Origin of the sequence: Streptomyces lydicamycinicus (assembly GCF_000829715.2) — a bacterium.
Lineage (GTDB): Bacteria > Actinomycetota > Actinomycetes > Streptomycetales > Streptomycetaceae > Streptomyces > Streptomyces lydicamycinicus.
Window position 1 is genome coordinate 596,474 of record NZ_BBNO01000001.1, and the last position, 22,512, is coordinate 618,985.

At 71.2% G+C, this 22,512-nt stretch carries 19 protein-coding genes; 12 read left to right on the forward strand and 7 right to left on the reverse strand.

The features are described 5' to 3' along the window. Nucleotides 1-11: 11 nt before the first annotated feature. Together TU31_RS02555 and TU31_RS02560 are read left to right on the forward strand one after the other, a co-directional pair. Nucleotides 12-1,031: an ABC transporter ATP-binding protein gene (locus TU31_RS02555; protein WP_042148183.1), complete on the forward strand. Its 1,020-nt coding sequence runs from the start codon at nt 12-14 to the stop codon at nt 1,029-1,031. Then, a complete protein-coding gene (locus TU31_RS02560) occupies nt 1,018-2,082 on the forward strand; it encodes an ABC transporter ATP-binding protein (protein WP_042148186.1) in 1,065 nt (354 codons plus the stop codon). Before TU31_RS02555 ends, TU31_RS02560 begins: the two co-directional genes overlap by 14 nt. A 93-nt stretch (nt 2,083-2,175) precedes the next feature. Here the strand turns inward: TU31_RS02560 and TU31_RS02565 are convergent, their stop codons facing one another. From TU31_RS02565 to TU31_RS02585, 5 genes are all read right to left on the reverse strand, one after another. Further along, nucleotides 2,176-3,315 (reverse strand): ABC transporter ATP-binding protein, encoded by a 1,140-nt coding sequence (locus tag TU31_RS02565; protein WP_042148189.1) that lies wholly within the window; start codon nt 3,313-3,315, stop codon nt 2,176-2,178. Between the two features lie 12 nt (nt 3,316-3,327). Next, on the reverse strand, nt 3,328-4,389 hold the full coding sequence (locus TU31_RS02570) for an ABC transporter ATP-binding protein (protein ID WP_042148192.1): 1,062 nt from the start codon (nt 4,387-4,389) through the stop codon (nt 3,328-3,330). 10 nt (nt 4,390-4,399) lie between these two features. After that, the gene (locus TU31_RS02575; RefSeq protein ID WP_042148195.1) at nt 4,400-5,371 is read right to left on the reverse strand and encodes an ABC transporter permease; all 972 of its coding nucleotides are present in this window, start codon (nt 5,369-5,371) and stop codon (nt 4,400-4,402) included. 130 nt (nt 5,372-5,501) lie between these two features. Beyond that, on the reverse strand, nt 5,502-7,301 hold the full coding sequence (locus TU31_RS02580) for an ABC transporter substrate-binding protein (protein WP_042148197.1): 1,800 nt from the start codon (nt 7,299-7,301) through the stop codon (nt 5,502-5,504). Nucleotides 7,302-7,403: 102 nt separating this feature from the next. Further along, the gene (locus TU31_RS02585; RefSeq protein ID WP_042148201.1) at nt 7,404-8,438 is read right to left on the reverse strand and encodes an ABC transporter permease; all 1,035 of its coding nucleotides are present in this window, start codon (nt 8,436-8,438) and stop codon (nt 7,404-7,406) included. A gap of 484 nt (nt 8,439-8,922) precedes the next feature. Between TU31_RS02585 and TU31_RS02590 the strand changes: the two genes are divergently transcribed. Then, the gene (locus TU31_RS02590) at nt 8,923-10,035 is read left to right on the forward strand and encodes a hypothetical protein (RefSeq protein ID WP_245698384.1); all 1,113 of its coding nucleotides are present in this window, start codon (nt 8,923-8,925) and stop codon (nt 10,033-10,035) included. Nucleotides 10,036-10,141: 106 nt separating this feature from the next. Here TU31_RS02590 and TU31_RS02595 read toward each other — a convergent pair whose 3' ends face one another. Further along, nucleotides 10,142-12,331 carry a S9 family peptidase gene (locus TU31_RS02595; RefSeq protein ID WP_042148207.1) on the reverse strand — a complete coding sequence of 730 codons (2,190 nt, stop codon included), beginning with the start codon at nt 12,329-12,331 and terminating at the stop codon, nt 10,142-10,144. 282 nt (nt 12,332-12,613) lie between these two features. Between TU31_RS02595 and TU31_RS02600 the strand changes: the two genes are divergently transcribed. The 9 genes from TU31_RS02600 to TU31_RS02640 all read left to right on the forward strand — a co-directional run bounded on the left by TU31_RS02600 (nt 12,614) and on the right by TU31_RS02640 (nt 21,682). Then, entirely contained in the window at nt 12,614-12,808 is a 195-nt protein-coding gene (locus TU31_RS02600) for a hypothetical protein (RefSeq protein ID WP_006603310.1), read from the forward strand. A gap of 110 nt (nt 12,809-12,918) precedes the next feature. Next, complete coding sequence (gene mshB / locus TU31_RS02605; protein ID WP_042148210.1) at nt 12,919-13,905, forward strand: N-acetyl-1-D-myo-inositol-2-amino-2-deoxy-alpha-D-glucopyranoside deacetylase; 987 nt, start codon at nt 12,919-12,921, stop codon at nt 13,903-13,905. Next, nucleotides 13,902-14,429 (forward strand): DUF6113 family protein, encoded by a 528-nt coding sequence (locus tag TU31_RS02610; RefSeq protein WP_042148213.1) that lies wholly within the window; start codon nt 13,902-13,904, stop codon nt 14,427-14,429. Before mshB ends, TU31_RS02610 begins: the two co-directional genes overlap by 4 nt. Nucleotides 14,430-14,644: 215 nt before the next feature. Then, entirely contained in the window at nt 14,645-16,759 is a 2,115-nt protein-coding gene (locus TU31_RS02615; protein ID WP_042148215.1) for a hypothetical protein, read from the forward strand. Nucleotides 16,760-16,918: 159 nt separating this feature from the next. Continuing rightward, nucleotides 16,919-17,890: an ABC transporter ATP-binding protein gene (locus TU31_RS02620; protein WP_042148219.1), complete on the forward strand. Its 972-nt coding sequence runs from the start codon at nt 16,919-16,921 to the stop codon at nt 17,888-17,890. Beyond that, on the forward strand, nt 17,887-18,624 hold the full coding sequence (locus tag TU31_RS02625) for an ABC transporter permease (protein WP_042148222.1): 738 nt from the start codon (nt 17,887-17,889) through the stop codon (nt 18,622-18,624). Before TU31_RS02620 ends, TU31_RS02625 begins: the two co-directional genes overlap by 4 nt. Then, a complete protein-coding gene (locus TU31_RS02630; RefSeq protein WP_306304248.1) occupies nt 18,621-19,853 on the forward strand; it encodes a sensor histidine kinase in 1,233 nt (410 codons plus the stop codon). The genes TU31_RS02625 and TU31_RS02630 overlap by 4 nt, the downstream gene beginning before the upstream one ends. 10 nt (nt 19,854-19,863) lie before the next feature. Continuing rightward, the gene (locus TU31_RS02635) at nt 19,864-20,469 is read left to right on the forward strand and encodes a response regulator transcription factor (protein WP_042148227.1); all 606 of its coding nucleotides are present in this window, start codon (nt 19,864-19,866) and stop codon (nt 20,467-20,469) included. An 85-nt stretch (nt 20,470-20,554) separates the two neighbouring features. Then, complete coding sequence (locus TU31_RS02640; RefSeq protein WP_042148229.1) at nt 20,555-21,682, forward strand: PP2C family protein-serine/threonine phosphatase; 1,128 nt, start codon at nt 20,555-20,557, stop codon at nt 21,680-21,682. Here the strand turns inward: TU31_RS02640 and TU31_RS02645 are convergent. Further along, entirely contained in the window at nt 21,649-22,509 is an 861-nt protein-coding gene (locus TU31_RS02645) for a transglutaminase family protein (RefSeq protein WP_042148230.1), read from the reverse strand. The genes TU31_RS02640 and TU31_RS02645 overlap by 34 nt on opposite strands. Nucleotides 22,510-22,512 lie beyond the last annotated feature (3 nt).

Below are 22,512 nucleotides of genomic sequence, written 5' to 3' on the forward strand. Positions count from 1 at the left end.
GGAGCCGGAAGATGACGAACGAGGACGCGCGGTCCACCGGCGCCGCCACGGCCCTGCTCGACGTGCGCGACCTGCGGGTCGAGTTCCGTACCCGGGACGGCGTGGCCAAGGCCGTCAACGGCGTCAGCTACCGCGTGGCGCCCGGACAGACGCTGGCGGTGCTCGGCGAGTCAGGCTCCGGAAAGTCCGTCACCGCCCAGGCCGTGATGGGCATCCTCGACTCACCGCCGGGACGCGTCACCGGCGGCGAAGTCATCTTCCAGGGGCGCGATCTGCTCACCCTGCGCAGGGACGAACGGCGCAAGGTCCGCGGCGCGAAGATGGCGATGATCTTCCAGGACGCGCTGTCCGCGCTGAACCCGGTCCTCAGTGTCGGCGCCCAGCTCGGGGAGATGTTCCAGGTCCACGAGGGGATGTCCCGTAAGGACGCCCGCGGCAAAGCGGTGGAGCTGATGGAGCGGGTCGGCATCCCGGCGGCCAGGGAGCGGGTGGGCGACTATCCGCACCAGTTCTCCGGCGGAATGCGCCAGCGCATCATGATCGCCATGGCACTGGCCCTCGGCCCGGACCTGATCATCGCGGACGAGCCGACCACGGCACTGGACGTCACCGTCCAGGCGCAGGTGATGGATCTGCTGGCCGAGCTCCAGCGCGAGCTGACCATGGGGCTGATCCTGATCACCCATGACCTGGGCGTGGTCGCCGATGTCGCCGACACGATCGCGGTGATGTACGCCGGCCGGATCGTCGAGACCGCCCCCGTCCACCAGCTCTACCGGGCACCCGCCCACCCGTACACCCGCGGACTGCTGGACTCCGTCCCGCGGCTGGACCGCAAGGGGCGGCGGCTCTACGCGATCAAGGGCCTGCCGCCCAGCCTGACGGCCATCCCGCCCGGCTGCCCCTTCCACCCGCGCTGCCCGCTGGCCCAGGACATCTGCCGCACCGATCCGCCACCGCTGTACGAGGCCGGACCCGGCCGGGCCAGCGCCTGCCACTTCTGGAAGGAGACGCTCGATGGCGCACGATGACGGCGGCAGCCCGGCGGCCGGCCCGGGGACCCCGATCCTGGAGGTCCGCGACCTGGTCAAACACTTCCCGCTCACCCGGGGGGTGCTCTTCCGGAAGCAGATCGGCGCGGTCAAGGCCGTCGACGGGGTCTCCTTCGACCTCCACCAGGGCGAGACTCTCGGCATCGTCGGCGAATCGGGCTGCGGCAAGTCCACCATCGCCAGGCTGCTGGTCGGCCTCGAACGCCCGACGTCCGGTCAGATCCGCTACCGGGGCGAGGACCTCAGCACCCTCTCGGCCCGCGCGCTGCGGGCCGTACGCCGCAACATCCAGATGGTGTTCCAGGACCCCTACACCTCCCTGAACCCCCGGATGACCGTCGGCGACATCATCGGCGAGCCCTACGAGATCCACCCCGAGGCGGCCCCTAAGCGGGACCGCCGCAGAAAGGTCCAGGAACTCCTGGAAGTGGTCGGGCTCAACCCCGAGTTCATCAACCGCTATCCGCACCAGTTCTCCGGCGGCCAGCGCCAGCGCATCGGGATCGCCCGCGGCCTGGCGCTGCGCCCGGAGATCATCGTCGCCGATGAGCCGGTCTCCGCGCTGGATGTCTCGATTCAGGCGCAAGTGGTCAATCTGCTGGAGCAGTTGCAGCGGGAGTTCGCGCTGTCGTACGTCTTCATCGCCCACGATCTGTCCGTCGTGCGGCATATCTCCGACCGGGTCGCGGTGATGTACCTGGGGCGGCTGGCCGAGACCGGCACCCAGGAGCAGATCTACGACCACCCCACGCACCCGTACACCCAGGCCCTGCTGTCCGCCGTACCCGTCCCCGACCCGGACGCCCGCACCCACCGGGACCGCATCCTGCTGGCCGGCGATGTCCCCTCACCCGCGAACCCGCCCTCCGGCTGCCCCTTCCGCACCCGCTGCTGGAAGGCCCGGCAGCTGTGCGCCGACGTCGTACCCCCGCTGGACGTGCCCGACGGGTTCCGCGGGACGGCGAGCCCGGCCGGGCACGCCTCGGCCTGTCACTTCGCCGAGGAGCGGCACGTGGTGCCGAGCGAGTAGCCGTACGGGCCGGACGGCCGTGCGCGGCCGCAGGCGCAGACGCCGAGAGCCCGCCTCCCGTAGGGGAAGCGGGCTCCGGCTCCGGACGGAGGGCTACTCGGCCGTGTCGGTGTCCGCGGCCGCCGTGGACTCCTCGATCGCGGCCAGCGCCGGGTCGAGGATGATGTCCTCGCCGCGGGCCGCGGTCGTCGGCTCCTCGGGGAAGTGGCACGCGGTGAGGTGCCCGGCCTCGTTCCCGCCGATCTGCACGAGCGGCGGCTCCTCGGTGGCGCACTTGTCCTGCGCCTTCCAGCACCGCGTACGGAACCGGCAGCCGGAGGGCGGGTTGACCGGGGAGGGGACGTCACCGGCGAGGCGGATGCGCTCGCGGTCCTCCTCCTCGTCCTCCGTCAGCTTGGCCTCGGGCACCGCCGAGAGCAGCGCGTGGGTGTAGGGGTGGCGCGGGCGGTGGTAGATCTCGTCGCGGGTCCCCACCTCGACGATCTTGCCGAGGTACATCACCGCGACCCGCTCACTGAAGTGCCGCACGATCGCCAGGTCGTGGGCGATGAACAGGAACGCGATGCCCAGTTCCCGCTGGAGCTTCTGGAGCAGGTTGACGACCTGCGCCTGGATCGAGACATCGAGCGCGGAGACCGGCTCGTCCGCGACGATCAGCTTCGGCTCCAGGGCGAGCGCCCGGGCCACCCCGATGCGCTGGCGCTGACCGCCGGAGAACTCGTGCGGGAAGCGGTTGTAGTGCTCCGGGTTGAGACCGACGGTCTCCAGGAGTTCCTGGACCCGCTTCTCCCGGCCGCCGGTCGGATTGATCCCGTTGATCTCCATCGGGCCGCCGATGATGGTGCCGACGGTCTGCCGCGGGTTCAGCGAGGCATACGGGTCCTGGAAGATCATCTGGATCTCGGAGCGGATCGGCGCCAGCTCCTTGCGGCCCGCGTGGGTGATGTCCTGGCCCGCGTAGGTGATCTTGCCGGAGGTCGGCTCCATGAGCCGGGTGAGCAGCCGTCCGGTGGTGGACTTGCCGCAGCCCGACTCACCGACCAGACCGAAGCTCTCACCGGCGTGCACGGTCAGGTCGACGCCGTCGACCGCCTGGACCGCGCCGACCTTCCGCTTGAACGGGAAGCCGCCGTGGATCGGGAAGTGCTTGGTGAGGCCCTCGGCGGTGAGCAGCGGCTCGCCCGGGGTGGGCGCGGCGTCACGGGGCGCCGGGAGGGTGACGTTCTCTGCCATGGTGATAGCTCCCTAGCCCAGCCGGGGCTTGATCTGCTCGGTGAAGAGGGTCTGCTTCTGCTCGGCGCTCAGATGGCACGCGGCGGCGCGCCCCAGCTCCAGCAGCGGCCGCTCGTCGGCGCAACGGGCGCCGCCGACCTCGCCGGTGAAGCCGCAGCGCGGGTGGAACCCGCAGCCGGAGGGCGGGGTGAGCAGGCTCGGCGGCGTCCCGGGGATCGGGTGCAGCTCCTCGTGGACGTCCGAGCTCAGCCGGGGCATCGAGCTCAGCAGGCCCCAGGTGTACGGGTGCTGCGGCCGGCCGAGGATCTCCTTGACGGAGCCCCGCTCCACGGCGCGGCCCGCGTACATCACCAGCAGGTCGTCCGCGATGTTGGCGACCACGCCGAGGTCGTGGGTGATCAGGATGATCGCGGAGCCGAACTCCTGCTGGAGGTCCTTGAGAAGGTCCAGGATCTGCGCCTGGACGGTGACGTCCAGGGCGGTGGTCGGCTCGTCGGCGATCAGCAGCTCGGGGTTGCAGACCAGCGACATGGCGATCATCGCGCGCTGGCGCATACCGCCGGAGAACTGGTGCGGATAGTCGTCCACCCGCAGATTGGGCTGCGGGATACCGACCTTGGTCAGCATCTCGATGGCGCGCTGCCGGCCCTCGCGCTTGCTGGCGCCGGTGTGCTTGATGAACGGCTCCGCGATCTGCCGGCCGACCGTGTAGTACGGCGACAGGGCGGTCAGCGCGTCCTGGAAGATCATGGCCATCTTGTTGCCGCGGAGCTTCTCCAGGGTCTTCTCCCTGGCCCCGGTCAACTCCTGGCCGTCCAGCGTGATGTCACCGGTGATCTCGGTGCTCTTGGGGTTGTGCAGCCCCAGCACGGCGAGGTTGGTGACGGACTTGCCGGATCCCGATTCGCCGACGATGCCGAGCGTCTGCCCGCGTTCGAGGTCGAAGGAGAGGCCGTCGACCGCCTTGACGATGCCGTCCTCGGTGGAGAACCGGACATGCAGGTCGCGGACGGAGAGGAAGGGGTCCGATCCGGCCGGGACCGGCGCGTCCTCGGTCTTGGTGAGTGTGGTCACTTGGGCTCTCCTAGGACAGGCGCACGCGCGGGTCGATGAGGGCGTACGTCGCATCCACGATGATGTTGAACACCAGGATCAGCGCGGCGCTGAAGATCAGCACGCCGAGGATCATGGGCAGATCGAGGGTGATGACGGAGTTGATGGCCAGCCGGCCGAGGCCCGCCAGCGAGAAGGTGTACTCGGTGATCATGGCGCCGCCGAACAGTGAGCTCAGGTCGATGCCGAGGATCGTGACGATCGGGATCAGCGAGCCGCGCCAGGCGTAGCGGAGGAAGACGTAACGCGCCGGCATGCCCTTGGCCTTGGCCGTGCGGACGTGCTCCTCCTGGAGCTGCTCGATCATCGTCGAGCGCGCCATACGGGTGTACTGGGCGGTGAAGATCGTCGACATCACCAGCCACGGCAGCAGCAGGCCCATGAACCAGCCGGCCGGGTCGCTGGTGAGCTCCACGTACTTGGGCGAGGCCATGATGCCGCTGTAGACGAAGATGCCGAGGACGATTGGGCCCAGGATGTAGATCTGCACCGAGCTGAGCACCATGGAAGCGCCGGTGACCGTCTTGTCCAGCACCGAGCCCTTCTTCCAGGCGGCGAGCAGACCGGCACCGAGGCCGATCACCAGGAACGCGACCGCGCCGCCGACGGCCAGCGACGCCGTGGTGGGCAGCCGGTCCATCATCGTCGTCCAGACGTCCTGCTTGGTGGCGAAGGAGTAGCCGAAGCAGGGGGCGCTGCAGTGCCCGATGGAGTAGTCGCGGCCCGCGAAGATGCCGACGAGGAAGTCCCAGTACTGCGTCGGCAGGGGCTTGTCGAGACCGAGGTTCTGATGGATCAGGGCCACGTTGTCGGCGGTGCAGTTCTTGCCGCACGCCATCATGGCCGGGTCACCCGTGGAGAAGAACACGAAGAACGTGAAGGCGCTCAGCAGGAGAAGGATGACGACCGCGCCGAAGATCCGGCGGAATAGAAAGGGAAGCATGGCAGTTCGCTGCTCTCAGGACGGCGGCTGTGGGGAGTGACGGAGTGGCGGGGAAGGCCCCGGAGAGCGCGCGCTCCGCCGTGCCGCGCGCTCTCCGGACCGCCTTCCGGTGCTTGCTTCTGTGTGCGTCTTACTTCTTGAGGAACAGCGTGTTCACGTCCAGGTAGTTGGTGTCGCTGTTGTAGCGGGCACCACCCACGTTGGAGCCGTGCAGCTGGAGCACCTTGGTGTAGTAGACCGGGGCGGCCGGGTTGACCTTCTCCACGATGTAGCGGTGCAGCTTCTGCCACTCCGCGGTCTGCTGCTTGATGTCCGTGATCTTCTCGATGCGGTCGATCTCTTCGCTGACGTGCTTGTCACGGATGTGCGAGTAGTTGGCCGCGCCGTCCTGGATCTGACGGGGGTCGTACGACGGCGGGATGACGGTGGAGGCGTCCGCCCAGTCCTGGCCCCAGCCGGTCATGTAGATGTCGAAGCCGTTGTCGACCTTGCCCATCTGCTGGTACCAGGAGGCCGAGTCGACCTCCTTCTTCTGGACGTCGAAGCCGGCCTTGTTCAGGGCGTCCTCGATGACCGCGGATTCCTTCTGGCGGATCTCGGTGTTGGAGTAGGCGTAGACGAGCTTCATGCCCGTCTTGCCGGCCTCCTTGAGGAGCTTCTTCGCCTTCTCCGGCTCACCGTTGGGGTGCGTGAGCTTGCCGTACGGGTCGTAGCCCTTCACGTAACCCGCCACGGTCGGGGCGAGCAGACCGCCGGCGACCTCACCGCCGTAGCTGCCGCCGTTGAGGCGGACGATCTGGGAGTTCGGCATGGCGTAGGTGATCGCATCGCGGATCTTCTTGTCCTTGAGGCGGTCCATGTTCATGTTCATCTGCCAGACGTAGGGCTGGTAGCCCTGCACCAGGCGCTTGCTGGCGCTGGCGTTGTCCAGCACCTGCTTGGTCTGCGTCGGCTCCACCGAGTTGGTGAAGCTGATCGCGTTCTTGGACTCACCCTGGTCGGACATCAGCCGCTTGGTGGAGTCCGAGAACTGGTGGTTGAAGGTGATGTCGAAGCCGTCGACGTACTGGTGCCGCATCGGGTCCGTCTTCGGGTCCCAGTTGGTGTTGCGCACCAGCTTCGCGGACTTGCCCTCCTTGAAGGAGGCGAACTTGTACGGGCCGGCGCAGACCGGCTTGACGTCGTAGTTCTCCTTGGTGTCCTTCGCGCCCTCGGGGACCACGCTGTAGCCCGCCATGGCGAGCGCGTAGGGCACCTGCGACTGCGGCTTCTTGAAGTGGAAGATGACGGTCTTGTCGTCCGGGGTGTCCAGCACCGTCTTGGGCAGGTGGTCACCCTTGTACGGACCGTCCGGCAGCGCCTTGCGGTACGTGGTGCCCGCGCCCGACAGCCAGGTCTGCATGTAAGTGGGGCCGTCGGTGATGAACTTGGCGTACATCCGCTCGAAGGTGTGGCGGATGTCCTTCGAGGTGATCGGCTTGCCGTCCTCGAACTTTATGCCGTCCTTGAGCGTGTACTTCCACGTCTTGCCGCCGTCGGACATCTGGCCCGCGTCGGTGGCGAGGTCACCGACGACCGTCTTCTTGCCCGCGTCGTCCTGCTTGTACGTGGTCAGACCACGGAAGATCAGCTTGGACAGGTCACCCAGGTCGCTGACGTACATCTGCGCCGGGTCCAGGTGGTTGAAGCTGTCACGCTGGAAGACGCGCATGGTGCCGCCCTTGCGGGCGCCCTTGACCTCGGCGGCCGGGCCGGTGGAGTCGGCGGCCGTGCCGAGCGCCACGGTCTTGGACTGCGCGGCGGCGTCCTTGTCCGTCTGGGACTTGTCCTTGCCGCTGCCGCCGCCGCTGCTGCACCCGGTGAGCGCGAGCGAACCGGCCGCCAGGGCCACGATCACGGCGCGTGCTCTGCGCGTAGATAGTGCGTTCATGAGGTTCCAGCACCTGCCTGTCGGTTGTTGTCCAGATGTGCTGCCTGACGCAACCGGTACGAGCCCGGCCCGGGGGTGACAGCGCCCCCCTCAAATGGACGATCAGCGCCCGGACTTGGGGTCGAAGGCGTCCCGGACCGAGTCCCCGAGCAGGTTGAAGCACAGCACGAAGATCACCATTGCGGCGCCGGGGAAGAGAAGGAAGGTCGGGTCGTTCTCGTAGACCATGCCGGCCGTGTGGAACAGCCGCCCCCAGTCCGGGGTCGGTTCCATGATGCCGACGCCCAGGAAGGACAGGCCGGCCTCCGCCGTGACGAACAGCGGGAGCATGTAGGTGGCCTGCACCAGGATCGGCGTGACCACGTTGGGCAGCAGTTCCTTGCGGATGATGCGCCAGGGAGAGGCGCCGGTGATCTTCGCGGCCTCGACGAACTCCCGTTCCCGCAGGGACAGGACCTGGCCGCGCAGCAGCCGGGCCAGACCCATCCACCCCAGCGCCCACTGCACCAGGATGAGCGCCACCACACGCACATACGTGGGGGTCTCGTCGCCCGGCGGGATGAAGAACGCCACGACCACGGGCATGAAGGCCACGAAGGTCAGCTGGCTGGGGAAGGCGAGCAGGAAGTCGATGACCCGGCCGAGCCAGTAGTCGGTCCTGCCGCCCACATAGCCTGCCGTGACGCCCAGGAGGGTGCCGGTGATGACCACCAGGATGGTCACCGCCACCGAGATGCCCAGGGACGTCCGCATGCCGTAGATCAGGGAAGTGAACAGATCGCGGCCGAGGGCCGGTTCGATGCCGAACCAGAAGTCCCCGGAGATACCGCCGTTGGCACCCATCGGATAGCCGAACTCGTCGAAGAGGCTCGGGTCCTCGTTGCCGTAGAAGGTGTAGGGGTTCTTGCCGTACAGCGAGGCGATCACCGGAGCCAGCGCGGCCACGACGAAGAAGGCCAGCACAATGACCGCGCAAATGACGCCCGTGCGGTCGCGCTTGAAGCGTCGCCACATCAGTTGGCCGGGGGAACGGCCAACGAGCTCACCGTCCTTGCCGTCCTTCGTCTTCTTCAGACCCTTGGCATCAAGTCCGGGTGGATCGGACTTGGTTGCCGCGGTCTGGGATGGACTAGTCATCGCGAAGTGCCCCCGCGCCGAGTTCTCTTGGAGAGTGAAGCGGCACCGATTCGCACCGCTGGATGAGCGGACTTTCGCAAGTGATTTATGGCGGAGTCAAGGGGATCGGGTGTGCTCGTGAACAGGTCGTCTACTTCTTGAGCGAAGATTGCGCAGATCGACGCCCGGGCGTGCTTGACAGGGGTCCGCGATATACGGCATGGGAGACATATCGCCATCAACTTCTTTAACATGAAGGCAACTTCACTGTCGCAACACCGATATACGGACGCGCCATGATGAACAACGTACGGCCGTGCGGGTGCCGTAGACCGGTCGGGACGCCAGACGGCGCCCCGGCCGGTTGCTGTTTTGTCCGAGTTTCACTCGCCGCCCGGGCGGCTCTGTTGTCGCCGGGCCGGGAGTCGAGTAGACCTGCGGGGACACCTCCTGAGCGGGGTGCCATGGACGACTCGGGTACTTCGACACGGACGGGGGGCGAGCCGTGTCCACAGTGCGGGACAGCGTTCTCACCCGCGGCGCGCGCGGCCTCGGCGCACTGCTCTGCCTGCTGCTCGCGCTGATCGGCGTGGGCTGGATCATCCGGGACCTGACCATCGCTCAGCACGGCGCGGACGTAGGGCGGTTCTGGCTCGGACAGCTGCCCCGGCCACGGGAGTTCACCGCCTGGGCCACCTCGGCACTCGACCCGCTGCTGGTGCTCGGCGCGCTCGTCGTCGCGGTCGCCGCCCTGCGCACCGCCGTCGCCTCGACCCTGGTCACCGGCGCCCTGCTCTCCCTGGCGGCCGCCACCGCACTGCTGCGGATCCCGCTGGTGTGGATGCTGGGCGCGGGCTGGCTCCAAGGGCTGGACAGCGGTCTCATGGCGCGGGCACGGCTGACCGCCCTGGTCCAACTCGCCCTGGCGGTCGCGATGATCGCGGTGTGCGCGGCGGGGCAGCGGCCGGACGGGACCGGCGGGCGCGGGGTGCACGGGCTGCCGGCGCCGCAGTCCGCGGCCTACGGAGTGGTCCGTGCGGTGCCGCCGGTGGCGGGCCACGGGGCACCCGGCAGGCCGTTCAAGGGGCCGGCCGTCACCGTCGCCGTCCTCCTGGGCGCCGCCGGAATCGCCGTCACCGGCTGGGAGATCCACTGGTGGGCGCAGCTCGGCGGGGACATCTACGCCAAGGGGCTGTTCGGCGACGCCTCCGTCTTCCGTGCGCTGCTCCAGCCGCCGGTGCACTGGCAGGCGGTGGCGCTCGCGCTGCTGGCCCTGGGCGCCGCGGCCGCCGCGCTGCGCCGGGCGGCCTGGTCCCGGCCGGCGGCGCTGACCGCCGCGGCCCTGCTGTGCGTGCACGGAGCCGTGGCACTCGCCTTCGCCGGCCACACCGGGAAGCTGGGCCGCTTCGCCGTGCTGCCCGTCCGGGCCCAACTGGAGCTGGGCTCCGCGGGCTTCGTGGCGGCCGCCGGACTGGCCGCGCTGATCACGGCGGCCCGGCCCGGCGTCCCGGCGGCGGCCCCGGAGACGGACGAGGTGCTGGCGTACGGCGCCACCCCGGGCGAGGCGCGGCCGCCGCACGCCCCGCCCCCGCCGTCCACGCTCCCGCCCGGCTGGTGAGACGGGCCGGTGGCGGGGTCTTAGGGGGCGGGCGAACAGATCCCGTAGGGGGTGGGGAGGCCCCCTCGGGCCCACAACGGGGCAGCGGGGGCGGGTATTCCCGTGGTCAGGCCCGCATCCCCAACGACCGCTTGAGAAAGTCGACTTGGAGCAGCAGCAAGTTTTCGGCCACCTGCTCCTGTGCCGCCATATGCGTCACCCCGGAGAGCGGCAGCACCTCGTGCGGGCGGCCCGCCGCCAGCAGCGCCGAGGACAGCCGCAGCGAATGGGCCACCACCACGTTGTCGTCCGCGAGGCCGTGCACGATCAGCATCGGACGGTGCGGCTCCACCGCTCCGGACAGCCCCTCGTCCGTGATCAGCGAGTTCTCCGCATAGACCGCCGGTTCCTCGTCCGGATGGCCGAGGTAGCGCTCCTGGTAATGGGTGTCGTACAGCCGGAGATCGGTGACCGGCGCGCCCACCACCGCCGCGTGGAAGACATCGGGCCTGCGCAGCGCGGCGAGCCCGGCGAGATAGCCGCCGAAGGACCAGCCGCGGATGGCCACCCGCTCCATGTCCAGGGGAAAGGATCCGGCCAGTGCCTGGAGGGCATGGACCTGGTCGTCCAGGGCGTACTCCGCGAGCCGCCGGGAGACCGACTTCTCCCACGCGGGGGAGCGGCCCGGGGTGCCCCGGCCGTCCGCGACGATCACCGCGAAGCCCTGGTCGGCGAACCACTGCGAGGTCAGATGGGCGTGGTGCGCGGCGACCACGCGCTGGCCGTGCGGACCGCCGTACGGGTCCAGCAGCACCGGCAGCGGACCGTCGCCCTCCTGATAGCCGCTCGGCAGCAGCACCGCACACGGAATCTCCCGTTCCCCGGCAAGGACGAGACGGGGGCGGGCGGTCAGGGACGGCTGCTCGGCGTGCGAACCGATCGTGGCGAGCGTCTTCTCCCCGCCGTCGGCATCCAGCCGCACCACCTCCACCTGGGTGCCGGGCCGCTCCAGCGACGCCTGGGACAGCACGGTCAGCGCCCCGCCGCGCACCGCGGAGGACACCGTCGGATACGGGCGCTCGCCCACCCGCTCCCAGCCGCCCTGGTCACCGCTGCCGCGGAACCAGGCGCGGTAGACGCCGATGTCGTGCATATCGGTGCCGCTCGCGGAGAACAGGACGTCGTCCTCGCCGATGTCCAGGACGGCCCGGACGTGCAGCGGCGCCCCGGTCAGCGGCCGGTCGCCGACGAACAGCTTGCGCGCGCCGCCCTCGTCCGCGATCCGCACCAGCCGGCCGTCCGGCGTCCAGGCCGGTACCCCGGGGAACGGCTCGACCCAGGCCTCGTCCTCGTCCTCGTGCACCGTCCGGGTCGCGCCGGTCGTGGTGTCGACGGTCAGATAGCGCTGGTCGCGCTGGTCGCGGGCCTGTACGAGCAGCAGTGGCGGCCCGGCCGCGGACCAGTGGACGCGCGCGAGATAGGGGTAGCGCTCGGTGTCCCAGACGATGTCGGTGCGGGTGCCGTCCAGGCCGAGCAGAGTGAGGGTGACCTCGGCGTTGCGGGTGCCGGCCGCCGGGTACGCGACCCGGGTCGGCTCCCGGTCCGGATGGGCCGGGTCGGAGATCCACCAGCGCCGCACCGGCGCCTCGTCGACCCGCGCGGCCAGCACCGCGTCGCTCTCCGGTGACCACCAGAAACCCCGGTAACGCCCCATCTCCTCGGCCGCGATGAACTCCGCGAGCCCCCAGGTCACCTCGGGCCCGTCGGGCTCGGCCAGCACCCGGTCCGCCCGCCCGTCGGCCGCCGCGCCACCCTCGCCCTCGTCCGACGTCGCGGCGCCGTCCACCGGCACCACCCGCAGCCGGCCGTCCGCCACGAAGGCCACCTGCCGGCCGTCCGGCGACGGCCGGGGGTCCACCACCGGCCCCTGGACCGGCAGTTCACGGGTGGTGCCGGCGCGCAGCTCGGAGACGAACAGCCGCCCCGAGAGCGTGAACGCCGCCAACTCCACGGCGGAGTCGGTCGCATAGCCGACGATGCCCGCCGAGCTCTCCCGGCTGCGCTCGCGGCGGGCCCGCTCCTGCGGGGGGAGGTCCTCGTCCGCACCGGCCAGCAGGGCCTGCGGGTCGGCGGCCGGGAACTCCCGTCCCTCTTCCAGGTCGAGTACCCACAACTGCTGGCTGCGGTCGGTACCCGAACCGGAGCGGAGGAAGGCGACGCGCGCGCCGTCGGGGGAGAGGGCGTAGCTGCGCGGGGCACCCAGGGTGAAGCGCTGCGTACGGGCGTACTGCCGCGGGAACGAAGGCTGTCCGGTCATGGGGTGAGCCTAGGGGTTTTCGCGCCGGTCAGGGCCGGGTCGGAGCAGCCGGATCCGTCCCCGGCGGCGGACCGGCTCACCCCGGTCGCGCTCGTGAAGATCATGTGCGCCCCCGTTCTGCTTCCGTGCTCCGACTTATGCGCTAGCGCGGAAAGTTATGATCCCTTGCGCGTAGTGGGTACGGGGTAAAGAGCCCTTGGCATACCCGGGTGCGCGGGTCGTGAAGTCGGTCCGGGCGCCCTCAACTCTGTCCGGACCGTGAGTACTTGGAGGTGAGCCGCCGTGGCACTCTCGATTTCGGCGGTGGTGCTGCTGGCGATCATCGTCTTCTTGCTTGTCAAGAAGTCTGGACTGAAGGCCCCGCATGCGTTGGTCTGCATGCTGCTGGGCTTCTATCTGGCCAGCTCGTCCATCGCCCCGACGATCAAGCAGCTGACGACGAACGTCGCCGGCATGCTCGGGAACATCAAGTTCTGAGCCGCCCCCGGCCGGGCCCGCCCGTGGTGGGCCCGTCCGCCGGCCGGGCACCCGGGTGGCGGACGGGATCGCCTGCGGGCGGCGGACGGGGCGGCTCGTAGGCTGTCGGCATGACCGATCAGCCCGCCCGTCCCCCGCAGCCACCCGCCGACGGGAGCGCCTCGCCCGCCGCCTTTTCCCGGCGGCTGCTGCTGGTGCATGCGCACCCCGACGACGAGTCGATCAACAACGGCCTGACCATGGCCAAGTACGCGGCCGAGGGCGCGCTGGTCACCCTGGTGACCTGCACCCTCGGCGAGGAGGGCGAGGTCATCCCGTCCGAGCTCGCCGCGCTCGCGCCGGACCGCGACGACACCCTCGGCCCGTACCGCGCCGGTGAGCTGGCCGCCGCGATGGCGGCCCTGGGCGTCACGGACCACCGCTTCCTCGGCGGGCCGGGCCGCTACCGGGACTCCGGGATGATGGGCGCTCCCCAGAACGACCGGCCGGACGCCTTCTGGCAGGCCCCGCTCGACGAGGCGGCCGGTGAACTGGTGGCCGTGATCCGGGAGGTCCGGCCGCAGGTCCTGGTCACCTATGACCCGAACGGCGGATACGGCCACCCCGATCACATCCAGGCGCACCGCGTCGCCATGCGTGGTGCCGAGCTCGCCGCGCGGGCGGACTTCCGGCCGGAACTGGGCCGGGCCCATGAGATCGGGAAGATCTACTGGAACTGCAACCCCCGGTCGGTGGTCGAGGAGGGTTTCGCGCGGCTGCGCGCGGCCGGCCACAGCTTCCCCGGGGTGGCCACCGTCGACGATGTGCCGGGCGTGGTACCGGACTCCGAGGTCACGGCGTCCCTCACCGGCGATCCCCGGTACACGGCCGCGAAGTCCGCGGCGATGCGGGCGCACTACACCCAGATCGCGGTCGACGGGCCGTTCTTCGCGCTCTCCAACGACTTGGGTCAGCCGCTGTTCGGCACGGAGCACTATCGGCTGGTGCACGGCGTCCCGGGCGCCGCGGACGGGGTCCGGGAGGACGATCTCTTCGCGGGTATCGGCGAAATGGTGGGTATGGAGGAGAGTGCCCGGATTGAGGAGGCGGCGGAATGAGCACGGCGAAGGGCGGCGGGAACGCCGGTGAGGGAAACGGTGGCGCGGCTCCCGGCAAGGGGAAGCGGTCGCGGGCCGGTTCGGGCGGAACGTCCGGTATGCCGTCCGGTGTCCCCGTGGCGCCGATGGCGGGTTCCGTGCCTGCCGCGCCGCTGACGGTGGGACGCGTCGGCATATATGTGCTGCTTCTGGTCGCGGGCGTGCTGGTGGCCGGTGCCGGAACGCTGGTACAAGCGGCCTGGTTCCCTGGCGGTTTGGCGCTGGCCCTGGCCGGTGTCGGCGGCCTGTTCTACGGGGGCGGCCGGGCGACCGGTACCTCCGCGGGCGTGCTGGTGCCCGGCGCGGCCTGGCTGGTGACCGTGTTTCTGCTGCTCAGCAACGTCCGGCCGGAAGGTGACTTCCTCTTCGGCGCGGGGCTCGGCTCGTACATCTTCCTGCTGGGCGGCATCGCGGTCGCTGTGATCTGCGCCACCGCGAAGCAGATGCGTCCGACGGGCGTCCGGCCCGGCCGAGTTGGCGGATGACGTGGCCCAAACCGGGACGGATGCCGCGTCGGTCCGGGTGAACGAACCGGGTCCCGGGGGTTCGCCCGGGGCGGGGGTGTTCGTACGCTCCCCGGGTGGCCGCCCGCGGCGGACAGTATGGTGGTGCGCGCCGTCGCGCCGCCCTGGGGGCACCTCCCGGCCTGTGGCCGGGGATCATCTCTGACGAGCGGCGGAGCCAACCGGGAGAACCTGCTTTGAGTCGTGAATCTGACAGTTCGTCCTCCGGCCCCCAGGGCCGTGGCGGAGCCGCGTACCCGTCCGGGACGCCGCCGTACGGCTCGCCCAGGGGAGAGGCCGGCGACACGCCGGCGTCCGGTGCCGCGGCGCAGCCGGAGGAGCCCAAGACCGAGACCACGCTGACGACGCGGATCAAGATCAACATTCCGGGGTCGCGCCCCATCCCGCCGGTCGTCGTGCGCAAGCCCGTCGGTGAGGAGGCCGGCATGAACGGACCGGCTGGTTCCGGCGGTGCCGCCGGTTCCCGCGGCACGTCCCGCTCCGGCGAGCGGAACGCGGAGCGTACGGCGAACATGCCCCGGCCCGAAGCCCCGGCGGACGAGACGCCCGCGGGCGGCCCGCCCGAGAAGACCAGCGACTGGTTCGCACCGCGCAAGCCGCAGGGCGGCGCCGGTGCGTCCTCCTCCACCGGCTCCCACGCGGTGCCGCCCGCCCCGGGCGGTGCCACGCCGCCGCGCGCCCCGTCGGGCGCCACGCCGCCGCAGCGCCCGGACCTGCCGTACTTCTCCGACAGCCCGGCACCGCAGGAGGGCGCCTCGCCGTTCGACGGCGGTGCCCGGCCGGGCGGCGGCTCGCCGTTCGACGGCGGTCCGGGGGCTGCCGCCTCGCCGTTCGACGGCGCGGCGCCCGGCGGCGGTACGCCGTTCGACAGCCCCGCCGCTCCCACCCGCGACCACAGCCCGTTCGACGCCCCGGCGGGCGGCCCGAGCGGTCCGACCACCGGGCCGGCGCGCGGCAATTCGGCGCTCAACCTCCCGCCCGGCTTCAGCGACCCCGGCACCGGCGGCACGCCCCGGATCGACGACACCGCGGAGCTCACCCCGCAGCCGCCGGCGCCGCTCGCCGGGCCGGGCAGCGGTCTCGGCGGCGGCGTCACCGGTGGGCTGCCCACCGCCCCCAAGGGCAAGCGCGGCCCGAAGGGCCCCCAGGGCGGCGGGCCGGGCGGCGCTCCCGGCGGCCGCGACCGGGTGTCCGGCGACACGCTGGTCAGCGGCATCCCGAAGATCCCCGGCGACGAGAAGCCGTCGTCCCCGTCGCCGTTCGCGCAGGCCCCGGCCGGTGAGGGCGACAGCGCGGCCCCCAAGCCGCGGCCGAAGATCCCCGAGCCGATCAACCCGCCCAAGAAGGGCCGTAACAAGCTCGTTCTCGTGGGTGTCGGCGTCGTGGTGCTGGCCGGTGTCGCCTATGGCGCCGGACTGCTGCTGGACCACGCCGATGTGCCCAACGGCACCACCGTGCTCGGGGTGGACATCGGCGGCACCACCAAGGAAGAGGCCGTCAAGAAGCTGGAGACGGCGCTCAAGAACAGCCGTACCGCGCCGCTCAAGCTCAGCGTCGACGGCAAGCCCGCGACCCTCCGGCCCACCACGGCAGGCCTGGACATCGACCCGCAGGCGACCGTGCGCAAGGCGGCCGGCCGGGACTACAACCCGGTCTCCGTCATCGGCTCGCTGTTCGGCGTGCACCGCACCGCCGAGCCCGCGGTGATCGTCGACGACGAGAAGCTCCAGATCGCCCTGGAGAACGCCACCGGGCCCGGGGGCGCCACCGAGGACGGCGGGATCACCTTCGAGAACGGCAAGGCGGTGCCCCACTACGGCGCGCCCCACAAGGCGATCGATGTGGACGCGTCCAAGAAGAAGGTCACCGACGCCTACCGCAAGCGCGCCGCGACCGGCACCGACGCCCCCGTGGTGCTGGCCGCCGGCACCCAGCAGCCGCAGGTCAGCAAGGCCGCGGTGAACAAGGCGCTGAAGCAGTTCGCCGAGCCCGCGATGTCCGGGCTGGTGACGGTCCGTACGGACGCGGCGCACACGGTCTCCTTCAGTCCGCAGAAGTCCATCCCGAAGTTCCTGTCGTTCAAGATCATCAACGGCGCTCTGGTGCCCTACTACGACCGGCCGGCTCTCAAGCGGCTCTACGGCGACACCTTCAACGGCGTCATGGTCACCAAGGGCGACGGCTCCAAGCACCCGGTCAGCGTCGAGGAGGTGGCGAGCGCGGTCGGCAAGGCCCTCCAGGGCACCAGCCCGGCCGAGCGGGTGCAGACCATCGCCACCAACGGCAACTGACCGCCGTCCGCGCGACATCGCAGGTGAGAGGCCCCCGCAGGGCGTCTGCCCGGTCACCCCGGGAAGACCCCTGGGGGGCCTCCCCCATGACGGATGTCATGGGGGAGTGCTGACAGCCGGCACTGCCGCGCAGGGAGCGGAGGCCGGAAGCTGAGAGGCATGACGACCACAGCGGCCACCACCGCCGACACCACCACCGCCGCGACGGCGGAGCGGGCACCCGTGGTCAGTTTCCGGCAGGTCAGCAAGAGTTACGGCGCGGTGCGCGCGGTCTGCGACCTCGACCTGGAGCTGTTCCCGGGAGAGACCGTCGCCCTCCTCGGCCCGAACGGCGCGGGCAAGTCCTCCACCCTCGATCTGCTCCTCGGGCTGCGCACCGCCGACTCCGGCACCGTCACCCTCTTCGGCACGACCCCGCAGCGCGCCATAGAGCAGGGCAGGGTCGGCGCGATGCTCCAGAGCGGCGGCCTGATGGAGGGCGTCAAGGTCAGGGAACTGGTCAAGCTCGCCCGTGATCTGCATCCCCAAGGCCATCCGCTCGACCGGATCCTGGCCGCCGCCGATCTCACCGACATCGCCGACCGCAAGGTCGACAAGCTCTCCGGCGGCCAGGAACAGCGGGTCCGCTTCGCCCTCGCCACCGCCGGCGCCGGCGATCTGATCGTGCTGGACGAGCCGACCACCGGGATGGACGTCACCGCCCGGCAGACCTTCTGGGGCGCGATGCGCCGGCAGGCCCGGGAAGGCCGTACGGTCCTCTTCGCGACGCACTACCTCGAAGAGGCCGACGCGATCGCCGACCGGGTGATCGTGCTGCACCGCGGCCGGGTGCTGGCCGACGGCACCGCCGCCGAGATCAAGTCCAGGGCCGGCGCCCGCCGGGTCACCTTCGACCTCGACGAGCCGGTCGACCGCGGGGCGCTGGACGGCCTGCCCGCGCTGCTCTCCCTGGAGGTCTCCGGCCGCACGGTCCGCATCCAGTCCCGGGACGCCGACGCCACCGTCCACGCGCTGTACGGCCTCGGCCTCTACCCCCGCCACCTCGAAGTCTCCGGCCTCGGCCTGGAGCAGGCCTTCATCGCCCTGACCACCGCCTCCGACGCCGGCCCCGCCGAGGAGGCGGCACGATGACCACTCTGATCAAGCTGGAGATCGTCCGCGCCCTGCGGAACAAGAAGTTCATGTTCTTCTCGGTGATCTATCCGCCGGTGCTCTACCTGATCATCGCCGGCGGCGCGGACAGCAAGCCGATCCCCGGGATGAAGCTGGACATGGGCCTGTATTTCATGGTGTCCATGGCAGCATTCGGTGCCATGACCGCCGTGCTGCTGGGCAACAGCGAGCGCATCGCCAAGGAGCGCGAGAAGGGCTGGGTGCGGCAGTTGCGGCTGACGGCCCTGCCCGGCCGTGGCTATGTCGCCGCCAAGATGGCCGCCGCCGCGACCGTCAGCCTGCCCTCGATCCTGCTGGTCCTGATCGTCGCCGCGGTGGTCAAGGGCGTCCGCCTGGAGCCCTGGCAGTGGATCGCCATCGCCGTCGGCACCTGGCTCGGCAGCTTCGTCTTCGCCGCCCTCGGCGTCGCCCTCGGCTATCTGGCCACCGGTGACGCGGTCCGCCCGATATCGATGCTGTGCTACTTCGGCCTGGCCTTCCTCGGCGGCCTGTGGATGCCGCTGACGATCCTGCCGCAGTGGGTGCAGAACATCGCCGAGTGGCTCCCGACCCACGCCTACGCGGCGCTCGGCACCGCCGTCGAGGCCGGCGGCGCACCGCACCTCAAGGACGTGGCCATCCTGGCCGGCTATCTGCTGGTCTTCACCGCCGGTGCGGCCGGCCTGTACCGCAAGGACACCCACAAGGCGTGAGACACACCACGGGGAAACGTGAGCCGGCGGACCGCAGTCCCATGCTGATCGGGCAGCCGCCCCGCAACCGCCGCCAAGCGCTGGTCAAGACGATGTGGATCTCCCTCTGGCTGCTGTATCTGGCCGGCCCGGTGAGCGGGCTGCTGCGGCCCGGCGTCCCCACCGCCGAGCGGATCTGGGGCGGCCTCGGGCTCACGCTCTTCGTGCTCTGCTACTTCGGCCTGGTCTTCCGCCACATATGGGGCGAGCGGAGCCGCTCGGTGGTCCACGGCTCCCTGGCGCTGCTGCTGGTGCTGTCCATGGTGCTGTCCTGGACGCTGGACTCCTCCTGGCTGGTGCTGTTCATCTTCACCAGCGTGGGCTGCGGAGTGGTGCTGCCCTGGCAGCTGTCGCGCTGGTCCATCCCGCTGGTCACCGCGGTGCTGCTCGTCGTCGGCGCCCACGATCCGCAGATCCGCGGCTACTACCTCTTCGCCTACGGGCTACCGGCGCTGGGCTGCGGTTTCCTGATGGTCGGCGTGCAGCATCTGATCCATACGTCCAGGGAACTGCGCGCCGCCCGCGAGAAGGTCGCCCGCCTCGCCGCCAACGACGAGCGGCTGCGGCTCTCCCGCGATCTGCACGACCTCCTCGGCCACTCCCTCTCCCTGATCACGCTCAAGAGCGAGCTGGCCGGCCGGATGCTGCCCGACCGGCCGTCCGACGCCGCCCGGCAGGTCGCCGACATCGAACAGGTCAGCCGGCAGGCCCTGCTCGATGTGCGGGAGGCGGTCACCGGCTACCGCCGCCCCCGGCTCGCCGTCGAACTGGCCGGGGCGCGGGCCGCGCTGCGCACCGCGGGCGTCACGGCCGTCGTCGACCCGGCCCTGGAGGGCGAGTACCGCGGGCTCACCGCCGACGAGGAGGGCGCCCTGGCCTGGGCGCTGCGCGAGGCCGTCACCAACGTCATACGCCACAGCGGTGCCCGCCGCTGCGAACTGCTGCTCACCGAGGAGCGGGAGGCCGACGAGCGCCACTGTCTGTGCCTGACGGTGCTCGACGACGGCACCGGCCCGCCCCGCGCCCAGCACGAGGGCAACGGCCTCAGCGGTCTGCGCGAGCGCCTCGCCCTGGCCGACGGCCGGCTGGAGACCGGCCCGGCCCCGCGCGGCCGCGGCTTCGCGCTGCGCGCCCGTGTCCCCCTGGGCGACGCCGGCACCGAACCCTCACCGTCCCTCCGAACCCCTTAAGGTGACCCGCATGATCAGAGTGCTGCTGGCGGAGGACCAGTCGATGGTCCGGGAGGCGCTGGCCGCGCTGTTGTCGCTGGAGGACGATCTGGAGGTCGTGGCCCAGGCGGCGCGCGGCGACGAAGTCCTCCCCGCCGCACGGGAGCACGCGGTGGACGTCGCCCTCCTGGACATCGAGATGCCCGGACTGAACGGACTGGACGCCGCGGCCGCGCTGCGCGACGCCCTGCCCACGGTCAGGACCGTCATCCTCACCACCTTCGGCCGCCCCGGCTATCTGCGCCGCGCCATGGAGGCGGGCGCCGACGCCTTCCTGGTCAAGGACGCTCCGGCGGCCCGGCTCGCCGACGCGATACGGCGCGTGCTGCGCGGCGAGCGGGTCATCGACCCGGCGCTGGCGGCGGCCGCGCTCGCCGACGGCGCCAGCCCGCTGACCGAGCGCGAGCGCGAGGTGCTGCTGACGGCCGCCGACGGCGCCACCAACGCCGAGATCGCCGCCGCACTCCAGCTGTCCCCGGGCACGGTCCGCAACTACCTCTCCACCGCCATCCAGAAAACGGGCGCCCGCAACCGCACCGAGGCGGTCCGCACGGCCCGCGACAAGGGCTGGCTGTAGCCCCGCGCGCCGGCGCCGGTCCCGTATGCGCCGGGACCTTCGTCCCGGTGCGGTCTTCGGCGGAGTCTTGCAGGCTTGAAGTGTTATGCCTGCCGACCGATCCACCGAGCACCGCGTCTGGGCTCCCCTGCTGCTCATCCTGGCGATCCTCCTGGTCGCCGTGCTGGACGCGACGACCGGCCCGGAACTGCACATCTCGGCCTTCCTGGGCATCGCCCCGCTGTACGCCGCGCTGCGCTGCTCGTTCCGGCGGACGCTCCTGGTGGCGGTCGTCTTCGTCGTGTCCCTGACCTACATCGACCTCTTCACGGTGCCCGACTGGGCCCCGGCCAGCCGGGTCGTCGGGATCTTCGGCGCCTGTCTGGTGGCCGTCTTCTCCCTGATGCTGTGCCGCACCCGCCTCCAGCGGGAGGCCCTGCACGCCCGGACCCGGTTGGTCGCCGACACCGTGCAGCGGGCGATGCTGCGCGAGCTGCCGCTCAGCGCCGGCGCGGTCGAGGCGTACGGCTTCTATGTCTCCGCCCAGGAGGGGGCCCGGGTCGGCGGCGACATCTACGAGGCCATCGACACCCCGCACGGCCTCCGGCTGATGATCGGCGACGTACAGGGCAAGGGCATGCCGGCGATCGGGGCCGGCGTCGAGGTGCTGGCGTCGTTCCGGGAGGCCGCGCAGTACCAGGAATCGCTGGAGTCGGTGGCCGAGCGCATGGAGCAGGCGCTGATCCGGCACAACGCCCGCTCCGTCGAGCAGGGCGCCGACGAGCGCTTCGTCACGGCGCTGCTGATGGAGATCCGCAGTGCGGCCGGCTCGCCGCAGGGGCGGGTGCTGTCCTGCGGCCACATCCCGTATTACCTGGTGCGCCACGGTGAGGTCACCGAGCGCCGGGACGGCGAGGGCGGACTGCCGCTCGGCCTGGGCATGCTCGGCGGCGGGCCCCGGCACAGCGTCCGGATCCACCCCGATCCCGACGACTGGATCGTGCTGTGCACGGACGGCGTGACCGAGGCGCGCGGCAAGGACGGTGAGTTCTACCCCCTGGCCGAGCGGCTGGCCGGGTGGACGGACCTGGAGCCCCCGGAGCTGGCCCGTACCCTCCGCGCCGATCTGGAGAGCTTCACCGGCGGCGACCTCAAGGACGACGCGACCGCGCTGGTCGTCCGGCGTACCCCGGCCGCCACTCAGTTCAGCATGGCCCGTGCCGCCGCGGCCTGACGCCGTATCGCGAGCGCCCCGGCCGCGTCGACGGCCTCCACCACCCGGGCGTACTCCTCCAGCTCGGCCGCCCCGGCCAGGAACTCACCACGCTGGACGAGCAGTTGGGCCCGCTCATGGCGCAGCCGCGCCGGATGGCTCGGCAGCAGCAGCGACAGCTCCAGCGCCCACAGCTGCACCGCACTGTGCTCCGGGCGGGCCTGCGCCCAGGCCCGGATGTTGTTGAGCATCCGCAGCACGATCTCCAGCGGATCGGCGGGCGTCATCATCCGCGCGCTCAGCGGCTCCCCCGTCGCCCCCGCGACCAGCAGCTCCGCGTCCTCGTCGGTGAGCGGCCGGCCGCCCGCGAACGGATCGGCCAGGACGTGGCTGCCGGCGGGATCGCCGAAACCGACGACGAAATGGCCCGGCAGCGCCACCCCGTACACCGGGGCCCCGGCCCGCCGGGCGACCTCCATCCACACCACCGACAGCAGGATCGGCAGGCCCCGGCGCCGCCGCAGCACCTCGTGCAGCAGCGAGGACTCCAGCCGCCGGTAGTCGGCGGGCGAGCCGCCGAAGCCACACCGGGTGCCGAGCAGCTCGGCGACGTTGCGGGCCCAGGCCCCGGGGCCACCGGCCGGGGCGTACGGGAGCAGCCCGGCCAGCCGGTCCAGTTCGATCTGCACCGCGTCACAGCCCGCCTCGTCCAGCGCGGGATCGGCCTCGGCACCGATCAGCAGACACAGCAGCGTCAGATCGGGCCGCTCGGCCCGCGCGGCCTCGGTGAACTGCTGCCGCCGTGCGGCGCGGGCGCCGTCCCGCTCCGGCTCGGGTTCCTGGGGCATGTC

What these genes read in the sequence shown, in the direction of transcription:
- TU31_RS02565 (WP_042148189.1), bottom strand. Translation starts at nt 3,315, where the DNA reads ATGGCAGAGAACGTCACCCTCCCGGCGCCCCGTGACGCCGCGCCCACC.
- TU31_RS02575 (WP_042148195.1), bottom strand. Translation starts at nt 5,371, where the DNA reads ATGCTTCCCTTTCTATTCCGCCGGATCTTCGGCGCGGTCGTCATCCTT.
- TU31_RS02560 (WP_042148186.1), top strand. Translation starts at nt 1,018, where the DNA reads ATGGCGCACGATGACGGCGGCAGCCCGGCGGCCGGCCCGGGGACCCCG.
- TU31_RS02645 (WP_042148230.1), bottom strand. Translation starts at nt 22,509, where the DNA reads ATGCCCCAGGAACCCGAGCCGGAGCGGGACGGCGCCCGCGCCGCACGG.
- TU31_RS02555 (WP_042148183.1), top strand. Translation starts at nt 12, where the DNA reads ATGACGAACGAGGACGCGCGGTCCACCGGCGCCGCCACGGCCCTGCTC.
- TU31_RS02580 (WP_042148197.1), bottom strand. Translation starts at nt 7,301, where the DNA reads ATGAACGCACTATCTACGCGCAGAGCACGCGCCGTGATCGTGGCCCTG.
- TU31_RS02610 (WP_042148213.1), top strand. Translation starts at nt 13,902, where the DNA reads ATGAGCACGGCGAAGGGCGGCGGGAACGCCGGTGAGGGAAACGGTGGC.
- TU31_RS02620 (WP_042148219.1), top strand. Translation starts at nt 16,919, where the DNA reads ATGACGACCACAGCGGCCACCACCGCCGACACCACCACCGCCGCGACG.
- TU31_RS02595 (WP_042148207.1), bottom strand. Translation starts at nt 12,331, where the DNA reads ATGACCGGACAGCCTTCGTTCCCGCGGCAGTACGCCCGTACGCAGCGC.
- TU31_RS02585 (WP_042148201.1), bottom strand. Translation starts at nt 8,438, where the DNA reads ATGACTAGTCCATCCCAGACCGCGGCAACCAAGTCCGATCCACCCGGA.
- TU31_RS02635 (WP_042148227.1), top strand. Translation starts at nt 19,864, where the DNA reads ATGATCAGAGTGCTGCTGGCGGAGGACCAGTCGATGGTCCGGGAGGCG.
- TU31_RS02640 (WP_042148229.1), top strand. Translation starts at nt 20,555, where the DNA reads ATGCCTGCCGACCGATCCACCGAGCACCGCGTCTGGGCTCCCCTGCTG.
- TU31_RS02625 (WP_042148222.1), top strand. Translation starts at nt 17,887, where the DNA reads ATGACCACTCTGATCAAGCTGGAGATCGTCCGCGCCCTGCGGAACAAG.
- mshB (WP_042148210.1), top strand. Translation starts at nt 12,919, where the DNA reads ATGACCGATCAGCCCGCCCGTCCCCCGCAGCCACCCGCCGACGGGAGC.